The organism is Bacteroides sp. 11BF (assembly GCF_019633765.1).
GTDB lineage: Bacteria > Bacteroidota > Bacteroidia > Bacteroidales > Bacteroidaceae > Bacteroides > Bacteroides hominis.
In genome coordinates this window covers 287624-299272 of record NZ_JAFKPJ010000005.1, presented here as the reverse complement: position 1 = coordinate 299272, position 11649 = coordinate 287624, and the positions used below count along the sequence as shown (strand labels likewise).

Below are 11649 nucleotides of genomic sequence, written 5' to 3'. Positions count from 1 at the left end.
GTTTTTTACTCTACTGATGCTTTGTCGATGATTGCTTTTGATTTTCTGAGTTCTTCTTCACATTTTACACCGGTGATTTTGAGATCGAATTCAAGTTTATCATTTTCTACATAAGCTAATCCGTGCAAGATACCTTCCTGGTCAATCTGATATGTAACTGAAATCTGGGTACCTTGAGGCCAGTCTTTGCTCAGTTTAAGCGTATGGTCGTCAATTAGTGTGCAGAATCTTTCTTCCACGATACTTTCTGTTTCCATATTTGTGAAATCACTTTCAAATACTTTCACAGATACACCTCGTTGGTTAGGAATAGAAGTAGTAAAGGTTTCAATTCGTTTTGTGGGTAACGAACTATTTGCAAAAATGAGGTTTTGCACCATGCTTTGTCCTTCAATGATTACGTCGGTACCATATGTTTTACTGGTGACATTGACCACTGTGGTACGATCTCCACGGAGAGGAGCCGGTTTATCATCACTTTCTCCTTCTTCATAGTCGCGAACTGCTTGTGAATAGGCGGCATTCATAGCATAAATTGCCGCTCCTTTGGCTACACATTCATCCGGGTCGGTTAGTTTGGCATCACAATTGAATTCTTTATCTACCCGTTCCTTTATTTGTGGCATGCGGCTGCTACCTCCCACCAACAGTATTTCATCAATATTATTGTAACCTTTTTCTTTGGCAATAGCAATGACCTTCTTGGTGGCATCAATCGTTTCGTCCAGTTTCCTTTCTGTCAGCGAATTGAATAACTCACGGCTAATTTCTATACGTGCGGAATTGCCTTCATATTGGTAAGTTGCTTTCGCTGTCTGCTTGGCTGTCAATACTTTTTTCTTGTCTTCTGCAAGTAATAACAACTCATATTTTAGGTCTAATCGGTCTTCGAACGAATAAGAAGTGTTATTTTGTTCGTTAAAAGCTGCCAGCATATATTCAGCTAATGCGGTATCCCAGTCTACTCCTCCTAAATGATGGTCTCCACCTGTGGCTATTACTTTAATGGCACCACCGTTCACATTAATCAGGGTAACGTCAAATGTTCCGCCTCCGAGGTCGTATACTAAAACCGTTTTTTTCTGATCTGTCTTTACACCGTAAGAGATCGCGGCAGCCGTAGGCTCATTGATGATAGAAAGTACATTTAAGCCGGCTATTTCTCCGGCCTGCTTGGTTTGCATACGCTCTTTGGTTCCAAAATAGGCCGGACAAGTGATAACGACATCTTTGATCGGTTCCGGATTGTCTCCCAAATCGTTGGCATCTTTAACCAGCTTTTTTAAGATGAAAGCCGAGATTTCTGTTGGGTCGTAATGATAGGGAAATTCGTTTGTGTTTTTATCGAAACTGTCATCTACACCTATATGGCGTTTTATGAATACTGCCGTTTTGGTAGGTTCAGTGGCCAACATACCTTTGGCTTCTTTTCCCACGACAACATGGTCCATATCCTCAAAATATACAGCGGATGGAGTAGTGGCATCTCCTTCGAAATTGCGGAGAACAATGGCTTGGTCGAATTTATCTACTTGTGCAATGCAACTGTAGGTGGTACCTAAATCGATACCATATACACTTCTGGTATTGTCCATAGTTATTTATCTTTTTAGAGTTTTTTTAGATGAGTTGATTATTCTGATTTTTTATATACAGTGACTGTTGAGGGTTGAAATATTTTGTTTGTGGTAGTATTTCGGAAGCCTCCGTAATGAAATTCTTTAATAGTGCCGGCCTGTTCAGGAGTATCAGTGATCACTGTCCGGATGGCTGTTTGCTCTTTAGGTGAATATGCGCTGCCTATTGTTGGTTCAAAATACTCTAAGTCGTATTCGTCTTCCAGAATATCTTGAATATGCAGTTTACAATTTTCCACTTCTCTCAATAATCTCGTATAAGTTTCAGGGGAACTCTTAGCTTCCGTATTTTCATAAAACTTATAAGTTTTCGTGAGTCGTTCATGCATTTTTATCATGTTTTTCAGAAGAGGTTTTACGATTTCCGCATGAAGATCCCGGTTATGACTTTGCAGTTCTTCATGAAGATCCTTAATGATTTTATCTTTGTAAGAAGAATCTTCCAATAGTTTTTTTAATGCATTTATTTGATCTCCGATTTGAGAAGGGAACGAGTGATCGGGATGCGTCGCAGGCTCTATGGAGCGTTCATCGTTTGGATTCCTATTCTCCAGGTTCTGCTGCCGTTCTTCAAGTTCTTTTGCTAATTTATCCAACTTTTCAGCACGTAGATTCAACTCTTTTTCTTTTTGTTGAAGCTCCTGGATTTTTAATTTCATTTCTTCTTCTTGTTCGGGAGAAAGTTGTTCCTGTTCATTGGGGGAGGATGTCGCCTCATCGGTAGCTGGAGAGGGAGTGTGATTGGGCATTCCGGTTGAGATTAATTGAGCAAGATTAGCTTCAAATTGGCTCATTCTTTCCAATAGCTCTTCCATTTTGTTATTTTTACTTTTGGGCCATTCCATGTTGTGTGTATTTATAGATTAATATATAGATTTTTATTTCTGGTTTTACATAAAGTATGAATACTTTTTATTAGATCAGATAACGAATAACTCTGTCTTTTTCAATCTTGTTTCGCAAATATATAGTTTGTAGTTGTGAAAATCAAACATATTGCTTTATAAAATTGTTGTAAAATGATTTTGTACCGGATATCCGGTACAAAATTGGAATTAGTAAAGAACCTCTTTGATTTATATTGATGATCGGTCATGTTTTTAGCACATTAATTTAATATTCTATATTGAATATCATTAATATGCTATTAAGGCAAAATAATGGAAAGTATGTTTCACTTGGTATTCATAAAACAATAGGTTCTCTTTGATTTATTCAAGTGTCTTTCCGGACGTATATCCGAGTATATCCTGTATGTATGCGCGGAATATATCCGGATGCATGTCCGGAGATCTGCCTCTTTTAATGAAAGAAACGGGTTGAAGACATGAAATTTTAAGAATCATATGCTTCTGTTTTAAGGTAAAAGAAAATACACTTCCTGAAAGGAGGCTGAATAAGAGGCTAAAAGAAGAACACTGTCATAGGATACCTTTTCATTATTATTTCCCGGAAGAGTTGCTGACTCGTGAACTGTTGGAGAAGGATGGGAAATTATCTGATGAAATGGAAACTGGAGAATAAATGAAGAATGGGTTAATAAGTGAACGTATCCTGTCCACTTATTAACCCATTCGTATTTCTTCAGATTAGAGAATTGACTAATTGTGTACCAATGTGCCAATCTCTTCTCCTGTGATTACTTTTTTCAGGTTACCTACCGTATCCATATCGAATACCACGATGGGCAGATTGTTTTCCTTGCACATACATGTAGCTGTGAGATCCATCACTTTCAATCCGCGTTTCAACACTTCGTCGTAAGTGATGGTGTCGAATTTTGTAGCAGTCGGGTCTTTTTCCGGGTCAGCAGTGTAGATACCGTCTACACGGGTGCCTTTCAGCATTACGTCTGCTTCTATCTCGATGCCGCGGAGGGAAGAACCGGTATCGGTAGTGAAGAATGGATTTCCTGTTCCTGCTGACATGATCACGATTTCGCCGTTTTCCATACATTCGATGGCTTTCCATTTGCTGTAAAACTCACCGATGGGTTCCATACGTACTGCGGTCAGTACGCGTGCTTTCACCCCGGCAGCAACCAATGCCGAGCTGAGTGCAAGGCTGTTGATAACAGTGGCCAGCATTCCCATTTGGTCGCCTTTTACCCGATCGAAACCTTTATTGGCTCCGCTCAGTCCGCGGAAGATGTTGCCACCACCGATGACGATACCTATTTGTACGCCTTGTTCGTGAATCTCTTTGATTTGTGCGGCATATTCGGCCAATCGTTTTTCATCGATGCCATATTGCTTTTCTCCCATCAGGCTCTCACCGCTGAGCTTCAACAGGATTCTTTTGTATTTTGCCATACGAGTTGGTTGTTAATGATTTCTTTTTTTGCAAAGATAAACGAATAGTTTTAAAGCGAGATTCTTTTGAGAGTTATTTTTGTTGCATTATCTTTCTGGCGAGTAGTGCTTGTATGAATCCCCGTGAAGAGAGATAGACGATAAATGCCATCCATAAAGCGTGGTTACCCATTGAGTTATGAAATGTGTAATAGATAATGAAGAAACTGGCCGAAGCTATAAACATGGAATAGAGCATTTGGCGTGTTGCAGTCGCACCAATGAAGATGCCGTCCCAAAGGAATGCCGAGAATCCGGCAAGAGGAATAGCCAATACCCAATAGAAATAGGTTTCTGCTTCATTGATAACAGACGCTTCGTTGGTGAGTAAGCCGAGAAATGATTGTCCTCCTATGCCATAAAGTAGGGTGAAAGCGATTGAAAGGCCGGTACCCCAGGCAAATAATCTGCGGACAGTGCGGTGAAGTTCCGCCCGGTTATCGGCACCTATATAGCGTCCTGCCAATGCTTCGCCTGCGTAAGCAAAACCATCCATGATATATGAGAACAGAGTAAAAAGTTGCATAAGTAGTGTGTTTACGGCCAGGACAACTTCTCCTTGTGCTGCTCCGGCAGAGGTAAAATACATCGTTACCGCCACCAGGCATAAAGTACGGAGAAAGATATCACGATTTACCTGGAAGAAACGATACATGGCCTGTCTTTGCAGCAGGCCTTTCCACTGGATGCGTTTTCGCAGTTGCCCATAATATCGGTGCCATAACAGGAATGCCATGAAAAAACCTGCATATTGGGCAATCAGAGTACCCAGCGCAACGCCTTCTACTTTCATACCCAACAGATAGACAAAGCATAGGCTGGCTGCGATGTTGACTATATTTTGAGTGATGGCGATGTACATCGGGAAACGGGAGTTTTGCATACCGATAAACCATCCGGCAAAGCCATAAAGCCCTAACATGGCGGGAGCGCCCCAAATGCAGATATAGAAATAAAGTGTAGCAAGGCGTTTCACTTCATCGGAGGTTTGGATAAAAGTAAATGCCGCTTTTAGTATGGGATATTGCAGAAGCATCAGGCAGAGAGCAATGAACAGTCCTACACCGACCGACCGTAATAGGAGTCGGGTCACTTCGTCAAGATCGCGCTTGCCGTATGCCTGAGAAGTCATTCCGCTGGTACCCATCCGCAGAAAACCGAATATCCAGTAAATGATATTAAACAGCATACCTCCCACGGCAATGGCACCAATGTAGGCTGCTGACCCCAGATGGCCTACAATAGTAACATCGATCAGCCCCAATAGCGGAACGGTTATATTGGAGATGATGGAAGGGACGGCTATTTGCAGAATCCGTCTGTTACCACTGCTGAGATGAAAGATTTTATCCATGGACGGGCAAAGTTACACGAAAAAAGGTGAATCTGAAAATGAAGAGAACAATAACGTTATTTAATTGGTTTTTAGCGACCGGTGAGTCGGAATAATTTCTATCTTTGTAGGGACCTAACTAAATAAATATGAATAAGATGAAGGCCTTAACTTTATTTCTTTCCTTGTTGTTTTCGCTTCCGTTTGCGCTTTCAGCACAATCGGCAGGAGAAATGCTGCAGAGGGTATCAGTCGCCATTGATAATAAACAGTGGGAACAAGCTATTAGTCTGTTCCGTCAGGCTGTAAATACAAATGTGGAAAAGGCTGAAATGTTTTACTGGACCGGGGTGGATAAGAATACAGATGTAGCCTCGAAGTTTGCTAATGAGCTGGCTTCATTCTATAAGAAGTCACGTAGCTATGATAAGGCGTATCTGTTTTATAAAGAATTGCTGCAAAAATCACCGAACGATGTGAACTGTTTAGCTTCTTGTGGTGAGATGGAGGTTTGCCGGGGTAAGGAAGCAGAAGCTTTGAAGACTTACGAGAAGATATTGACGCTGGATGCAGATAATCTGGCTGCTAATATCTTTGTCGGTAACTACTATTACCTGAAGGCTGAACAGGAAAAGCAGAAGATAGAGAATGATTATAAGAAAATAAACACTCCTACCCGGATGCAGTATGCCCGTTACCGGGAGGGACTCAGCCAGATACTTACTACCGGATATATAAAGGCAAAAGGATATTTAGAGAGGGTGGTCAGCCAGTTTCCTTCTACTGAAGCAAAGAAGACATTAGATAGAATAAAACTGATAGAAAAAGAGGTGAACAGATAGTAAGGCTGTTCACCTCTTTTTTCTTATCTTCTTATAAGTATTGGCAAATCCAAAGGACCTTCGACTGCTGTGCGGGTTTGTGTCTGTCCTTTTTTCGGTCCCGGAATTAGTGGGCTGTAGGTCAGGACATGGCGGATACGGTTGCGCTGGTCATGGCTGAATTGGTCAGAATAGCTATATGCGTAATCCATGATGTTATGGGATGTAAATGTCTGATCGGTCATGCAATTTTCTCTTAAGGCGAGGGTAGACAAGGCATGTACTCCTAAAGCTAATTGAGTGTTTGACCACTGATCATAATATTCTTTATTGTATGTCGGAGTATCCTTACAATAATCCGAATCAATGCATCCGTCGTAAGTGCCGTTATCATCTTCGGAGAACACATGGTGCAGACCTAAATAATGACCTAATTCGTGAGCCATAGTGACGGTTACGTCTGCTGAGTTATATGAGTTTCCCGATGATTGTTCATTTATGTAAAGGCTGTTAATTGATACACAATAGGGAAACTTTAAATTATTTAGCGTCAAATAGGGACTTTCTACCGGATTGAGCCCTTCCAAAAAGGTACTGCCTTTGGTAGAAAAGGGAAGGTGGGCAATACCTAATGTTGTAAAGCCGGAATTGTCATTGGTAAAGTTGTAAATCATCACATTGATATACTGGTTAGGATCCCAAAGGTAACTTACATATTTTCGCGTATTGTCGGACATAAATGCATCGCAGTCGATGGGATAACTTTCCGGCCAAAGGGTGTATTCCACTCCCGGAGTAGTTAAATCTTTTCCGTCAGGACCCGTAGAGGCAAGTGTAAAAGTCAGGTTCATATCTACGCTTCCAATCTTGTTTTTATATAATTTGTTGACCGTTTTTAATATGTCAGTTAAACGGTTTGGACTAATGTACTGTTTGGGGTCGGAACTATTCTTATATAGCACGTGGAAGATTATGGGAAGTTCATAGTGGTACGCTTCGGGATCGGTTGAATGTCCAGCTGCCAATTGTGTGACGGTTATGACCTTTTTTATTCCACTGGAAGTTACCGCAATCGTTGCACTTCTTTCAGTCGTTTCAAGGTTAGTCTCTACAACAATGCCGAGTGGCTGATTACTTGCTCCCTTATTGGGTACGAGCTTGCACCAGGTTGAAGAACTTGCTGCTACCCACGAATCGCTGCTGGTGATATTTACGGTTAGAGTAACTCCATCGCTGTCAATATCTTGAAAAGATGACTCCGACAACTCAAGTTTTGAATTATTTTCGGTATTGGAGTCTTCACAACTGACAAACAGTAGTGTTAATATGGATATTAACAGTAGGCATCTGATTTTCATAAATTAAATGTTTTTATATTTAAAACAATATTGCAAAGGTAATGTTTTAAACTAAAAAAGAAGAAGTATTATAAAATGTGCTGTACCTCTTTAAATACGTATCGGCGTATTTTGCCTGTATCGTCTTGCAAAACAAGATGACCGTCGGCTTCAACTTCTATGGTTCTGGCTATAAACTCTCCGTTCGCATCGGAATACTTATGCATACCTTCTTTTCGGAAAAGCGCCTTCTGATACCGGTGGGTTATGTAAGTGTGCTCTCCTTTTTGAAGCAGGCTGTAATATTCTATAATTCGTTGCATAACTCCTGCCAATATTCCGGAGAGTTCGTAAGTTTGACCGGTGATTTGTTTAAGTGATACAGGATTGGGGGCCGGGCTAAAAAACTCTTCCTGGTTAATATTGATACCAATCCCTGCAATGCTTTGGCTGATATGTACTCCCATCAAATCATTTTCAATCAATATTCCGCAGATTTTTCTTTCTTTCCAGTAGATATCGTTCGGCCATTTAATAGAGATATCTTTAACGTATGTGTCGAGTTCTTCCTTAATGGATAAAGAGATGATTTGAGATAGAAGAAATTGTCTGCGGATTTCTAAAGAAGTGGGATAAAGTACGAAGCTAAACATCAGATTCTTACCTTTCTCCGATTCCCAACTGTTTCCTCGCTGTCCTCTGCCCAAGGTTTGGTAGTTAGCTACTACTGTGGTTAGTTCACTGACATCTTGCTTATTGCACAGATCGTTTAAATAATGATTGGTGGAGTCTGTCTCTTCGATATAAATCAAAGGTACAGGAAAAGACTCAGGGAAGGGCATCATATTCGGCACGTAGTTTTTTAGTGAATTTCTTCAATACTTCTTCGTAAGAATGGTCAATCAGCTGTTTTATCAATTTATCGTCGGCGTCCCGGTCAAAGAAAATCTGATTCCAATATTTTTTGTTGAAATGATAAGCACCTTCGATGGCTGAATAATGTTCACGTAGTTCGATGGCATAATCAGGATTACATTTCAAAGCAATCATATTGGCTCCCTCCAAATCGATTAGTGCGAACATTTTATCCATCACTTTCAGTACAAGTGAGTATTCATCGAATGGGAGGCATTCGGTGACTGCTTTTTTCTGAAGGCAGTATTCTCTGGCTGATTCTATATTCATACTATTTAAAATAATGGCGGGTAAAACGCCTCTTTTATATGTTCAATTCTGAAATTTCCTACTTTACCTACGACAGTAATAATATCAAATCTTACAGATGCGTCTATTTGGAAAAGCTTAATATATGTATCGGCTGCGATTACGGTTCGCCTGATTTTCTGTGGAGTAACAGCATCCTGAGGTAATGCAAAGTCCGTGTCGGTACGTGTCTTTACTTCCACAATTATCAGTTCACCGTTTTTGGCTGCCACAATGTCCAGTTCCAGATGTCCTTTACGCCAATTCCGATGACGAATGGTATATTCGTGCTGCTCCAGATATTGAACAGCAGCATCCTCTCCGGCCTTTCCTAACAGATTATGTTCTGCCATATACTTTTAGCATACTATTTTCTGCAAATTTACTCTTTTTCTTCTTTGAAATTACAGAAGTAAAAGTAAATTTGCAAAGAATATGAGAAAGAGAGATAAAAAGTGTAATAAGGCAACTCTTGACGAACCTAAACGGGAACGCAGGATGAGTATATTGCTAAGCGAAGATGAGCAGCAGATTGTAGATCGTTATCTGGATAAGTATAAGATAACGAATAAATCGCGTTGGCTTCGTGAAACGATTCTCATGTTTATACATAAAAATATGGAGGAGGATTATCCGACTCTTTTTGGTGAACACGATATGCGGCGTTAAGATTATGTTGGACGATTCTTATTTTATGAAACAAGCTCTGGTTGAGGCTGCTAAGGCCGGCGAACGTGGAGAAGTCCCAGTGGGAGCAGTTGTCGTATGTAAAGAGCGGATCATTGCTCGTGCACACAATCTGACTGAAACATTGAATGACGTGACAGCCCATGCCGAAATGCAGGCTATTACTGCGGCAGCCAATGTCCTTGGAGGAAAATATCTGAATGAATGTACGTTGTATGTTACTGTAGAACCTTGTGTGATGTGTGCCGGTGCTATTGCCTGGGCACAAACTGGTAAATTGGTTTTTGGTGCTGAAGACGAAAAAAGGGGGTACCAGAGATATGCTCCAAAGTCCCTTCATCCCAAAACTGTAGTTGTCAAAGGGATACTCGCCGATGAATGTGCCAATCTGATGAAAGATTTTTTTGCGTCTAAAAGAAGGTGAATTTTTATATTATCAATCTTTTATCTCTTCATAATCCACATATTCTCCTTCATTGTCATCAAAAAGTTTTTTGTGCTTGTTAGCTCCGGTTTCAGTAATGATTTCCTCTTTATCGTTAGCTTGTGTCGGACGATAGTATCTTTGCCCCGAATTACTGTGTGTCGAATTCTGGCTTCCGGAACCGGAGGCAGATGAGCGTTTCCCCAGTCCGAAGATGGCTCTTAACACACTTCCTACAAGGGCCAGTCCGATAATGATAACGGCGATAACGATAATGAATAAAAATCCTAAAATGTGAAACATAGGCTATTTGTTTTATGCATTGTTTAAAATTTGTAGTACAACAAACGTGCCAGAAGGATTGTTTATTTATTTTTTCTTGTTAAAAGTGAAAGAATGATATACCATACAATAACCGCTGAGAATCCGCTGATACCCAAGAACAGCAACAGTGGAATGCAGACTATCAGGAATATGAAACTAATCTTATTGTCTTTCCAAGAAAGATTTTTAAATTTCAGGGAGAACATGGGGATCTCAGCTACCAGCAACCATGAAAAAAGCATTACCATTATAATAAGGTATATAACATTGCAGTGAGCAAGTAAGAATTCTTTGCCTCCTACAATAAGTGCACCCCAATATAAAGCGTTGGCAGGGACAGGAAGACCGATAAAGGAACTCGTTTGGCGTTCGTCTACATTAAAGTTGGCCAAACGGAGAGCTGAGAATATCGAAATAAGAAAAGCCAGATAAGGAATATACTCTTTTACGCCTGCCAGAAAGTCGGGATACATAAGTCCGGGTTCTTTCATGAATGAAAAAACAAGTATAGCCGGAGCTACGCCGAAGCTGACATCATCGGCCAAAGAGTCCAATTCTTTACCAATAGGAGAGTAGGCATGAAGCAAACGTGCCAACATACCATCGAAAAAATCGAAGACAGCACTCAAGATGATAAAAGTGACAGCCAATTCGTATTTGGCTTCAAAGGCCATAACACAAGCAATGCATCCTGAAAAGAGATTCAGGCAGGTCACTGTGTTGGGTATATGGCGGATAATAGCATTTGCCATTGTTCGTTTTTTATTTTAATTTGGCGATAACGGTTTGGTTACCGGTTGTCAATTGTCCCATACTAACACAAATCTCAGTGCCCAATGGCAGATATACATCTACACGGGAACCAAATTTAATAAAGCCCAAATGTTCGTCAATATAACATTCCTCACCCGACTCGGCATATGTTACGATGCGGCGTGCCATTGCACCGGCTATTTGCCGTGCCATGACCTCTACACCCTCGGGAGTTTCAATAACAACCATTGAACGCTCGTTTTCTGTGCTGGCTTTCGGAAGCCATGCTTTCATGAACTTGCCGTTTTCGTGAGAGACTTTTTTGACGACTCCATCCACCGGGTACCAATTGGCATGTACGTTTAGAATGCTCATGAAAATGGATACCATGATCCGGCGGTCATGAAAGTATTCATGTTCGTCTACCTCTTCAATAACTACGATTTTCCCATCGGCCGGTGCAACTACGATCCTTTCAGTATCTTGTCCGAACAGGCGGATCGGGCAACGGAAAAAGTTAACCATCAACAGATAGACTATAACACTGACCAGAGCCATCAAGTAGAATGGTATTTTACAATCAATTCCCCAGTAAAGGGCTGCATTTATAATTAGTAGCAGAAAAAAGCTACCCCATAAAATATGTGTTCCTTCACGGTGAATTCTTATCTTTTTTAATTTTTTAAGTCGACCCATTTGCGCTATTTAATGATAATTATCCGCAAAAGTATACTTATTTTAAAAATCCAGCAAGCATTTGCAGATAGAAATGACTTATG

The 11649-nt window shown here is 40.6% G+C and carries 14 protein-coding genes; 3 read left to right on the top strand and 11 right to left on the bottom strand.

The genetic code is table 11. The annotated features are described in order from the left end of the window. Positions 1 to 5: 5 nt before the first annotated feature. From JZY04_RS07615 to JZY04_RS07600, 4 genes are all read right to left on the bottom strand, one after another. Positions 6 to 1595, bottom strand: coding sequence for an Hsp70 family protein (locus tag JZY04_RS07615; RefSeq protein ID WP_005775379.1), 1590 nt, complete (start codon positions 1593 to 1595; stop codon positions 6 to 8). 38 nt (positions 1596 to 1633) lie between these two features. Beyond that, positions 1634 to 2452 carry a nucleotide exchange factor GrpE gene (grpE, locus tag JZY04_RS07610; RefSeq protein WP_250706858.1) on the bottom strand — a complete coding sequence of 273 codons (819 nt, stop codon included), beginning with the start codon at positions 2450 to 2452 and terminating at the stop codon, positions 1634 to 1636. Positions 2453 to 3238: 786 nt separating this feature from the next. Then, positions 3239 to 3949 (bottom strand): UMP kinase, encoded by a 711-nt coding sequence (pyrH, locus tag JZY04_RS07605; RefSeq protein WP_005775381.1) that lies wholly within the window; start codon positions 3947 to 3949, stop codon positions 3239 to 3241. A 73-nt stretch (positions 3950 to 4022) separates the two neighbouring features. Next, positions 4023 to 5342, bottom strand: coding sequence for an MATE family efflux transporter (locus tag JZY04_RS07600; RefSeq protein WP_122141554.1), 1320 nt, complete (start codon positions 5340 to 5342; stop codon positions 4023 to 4025). Positions 5343 to 5479: 137 nt separating this feature from the next. Here JZY04_RS07600 and JZY04_RS07595 point away from each other — a divergent pair, with 137 nt between their 5' ends. After that, a complete protein-coding gene (locus tag JZY04_RS07595; RefSeq protein WP_122141680.1) occupies positions 5480 to 6163 on the top strand; it encodes a lipopolysaccharide assembly protein LapB in 684 nt (227 codons plus the stop codon). Positions 6164 to 6186: 23 nt separating this feature from the next. Here the strand turns inward: JZY04_RS07595 and JZY04_RS07590 are convergent, their stop codons facing one another. From JZY04_RS07590 to JZY04_RS07575, 4 genes are all read right to left on the bottom strand, one after another. Further along, a complete protein-coding gene (locus tag JZY04_RS07590) occupies positions 6187 to 7500 on the bottom strand; it encodes a zinc-dependent metalloproteinase lipoprotein (RefSeq protein WP_122141555.1) in 1314 nt (437 codons plus the stop codon). 68 nt (positions 7501 to 7568) lie between these two features. After that, positions 7569 to 8324, bottom strand: a complete 756-nt coding sequence (locus tag JZY04_RS07585; RefSeq protein WP_122141556.1) for a biotin--[acetyl-CoA-carboxylase] ligase — start codon at positions 8322 to 8324, stop codon at positions 7569 to 7571. Further along, positions 8308 to 8664: an MmcQ/YjbR family DNA-binding protein gene (locus JZY04_RS07580; RefSeq protein WP_005775387.1), complete on the bottom strand. Its 357-nt coding sequence runs from the start codon at positions 8662 to 8664 to the stop codon at positions 8308 to 8310. The genes JZY04_RS07585 and JZY04_RS07580 overlap by 17 nt, the downstream gene beginning before the upstream one ends. A 5-nt stretch (positions 8665 to 8669) precedes the next feature. Then, positions 8670 to 9035, bottom strand: a complete 366-nt coding sequence (locus tag JZY04_RS07575; protein ID WP_005810543.1) for a YraN family protein — start codon at positions 9033 to 9035, stop codon at positions 8670 to 8672. 82 nt (positions 9036 to 9117) lie between these two features. On the opposite strand from JZY04_RS07575, the gene JZY04_RS07570 reads away from it, so the two are divergent. Next, on the top strand, positions 9118 to 9351 hold the full coding sequence (locus JZY04_RS07570) for a hypothetical protein (RefSeq protein WP_005775389.1): 234 nt from the start codon (positions 9118 to 9120) through the stop codon (positions 9349 to 9351). A 4-nt stretch (positions 9352 to 9355) separates the two neighbouring features. Next, entirely contained in the window at positions 9356 to 9793 is a 438-nt protein-coding gene (locus JZY04_RS07565) for a nucleoside deaminase (protein WP_005810542.1), read from the top strand. A 12-nt stretch (positions 9794 to 9805) separates the two neighbouring features. Here JZY04_RS07565 and JZY04_RS07560 read toward each other — a convergent pair whose 3' ends face one another. From JZY04_RS07560 to JZY04_RS07550, 3 genes are all read right to left on the bottom strand, one after another. Next, the gene (locus JZY04_RS07560; protein WP_005823438.1) at positions 9806 to 10096 is read right to left on the bottom strand and encodes a DUF4834 family protein; all 291 of its coding nucleotides are present in this window, start codon (positions 10094 to 10096) and stop codon (positions 9806 to 9808) included. A 62-nt stretch (positions 10097 to 10158) separates the two neighbouring features. Further along, positions 10159 to 10869 (bottom strand): CDP-diacylglycerol--serine O-phosphatidyltransferase, encoded by a 711-nt coding sequence (gene pssA, locus JZY04_RS07555; protein WP_005823437.1) that lies wholly within the window; start codon positions 10867 to 10869, stop codon positions 10159 to 10161. Between the two features lie 10 nt (positions 10870 to 10879). After that, positions 10880 to 11566, bottom strand: coding sequence for a phosphatidylserine decarboxylase family protein (locus JZY04_RS07550; protein ID WP_122141557.1), 687 nt, complete (start codon positions 11564 to 11566; stop codon positions 10880 to 10882). Positions 11567 to 11649 lie beyond the last annotated feature (83 nt).

Excerpts from the sequence above, each read along its gene's own strand:
- JZY04_RS07595 (WP_122141680.1), top strand. The coding sequence starts at position 5,480 with ATGAAGGCCTTAACTTTATTTCTTTCCTTGTTGTTTTCGCTTCCGTTT.
- JZY04_RS07550 (WP_122141557.1), bottom strand. The coding sequence starts at position 11,566 with ATGGGTCGACTTAAAAAATTAAAAAAGATAAGAATTCACCGTGAAGGA.
- JZY04_RS07615 (WP_005775379.1), bottom strand. The coding sequence starts at position 1,595 with ATGGACAATACCAGAAGTGTATATGGTATCGATTTAGGTACCACCTAC.
- grpE (WP_250706858.1), bottom strand. The coding sequence starts at position 2,452 with ATGGAAGAGCTATTGGAAAGAATGAGCCAATTTGAAGCTAATCTTGCT.
- JZY04_RS07585 (WP_122141556.1), bottom strand. The coding sequence starts at position 8,324 with ATGATGCCCTTCCCTGAGTCTTTTCCTGTACCTTTGATTTATATCGAA.
- pssA (WP_005823437.1), bottom strand. The coding sequence starts at position 10,869 with ATGGCAAATGCTATTATCCGCCATATACCCAACACAGTGACCTGCCTG.
- JZY04_RS07600 (WP_122141554.1), bottom strand. The coding sequence starts at position 5,342 with ATGGATAAAATCTTTCATCTCAGCAGTGGTAACAGACGGATTCTGCAA.
- pyrH (WP_005775381.1), bottom strand. The coding sequence starts at position 3,949 with ATGGCAAAATACAAAAGAATCCTGTTGAAGCTCAGCGGTGAGAGCCTG.
- JZY04_RS07580 (WP_005775387.1), bottom strand. The coding sequence starts at position 8,664 with ATGAATATAGAATCAGCCAGAGAATACTGCCTTCAGAAAAAAGCAGTC.
- JZY04_RS07560 (WP_005823438.1), bottom strand. The coding sequence starts at position 10,096 with ATGTTTCACATTTTAGGATTTTTATTCATTATCGTTATCGCCGTTATC.
- JZY04_RS07570 (WP_005775389.1), top strand. The coding sequence starts at position 9,118 with ATGAGAAAGAGAGATAAAAAGTGTAATAAGGCAACTCTTGACGAACCT.
- JZY04_RS07575 (WP_005810543.1), bottom strand. The coding sequence starts at position 9,035 with ATGGCAGAACATAATCTGTTAGGAAAGGCCGGAGAGGATGCTGCTGTT.
- JZY04_RS07565 (WP_005810542.1), top strand. The coding sequence starts at position 9,356 with ATGTTGGACGATTCTTATTTTATGAAACAAGCTCTGGTTGAGGCTGCT.
- JZY04_RS07590 (WP_122141555.1), bottom strand. The coding sequence starts at position 7,500 with ATGAAAATCAGATGCCTACTGTTAATATCCATATTAACACTACTGTTT.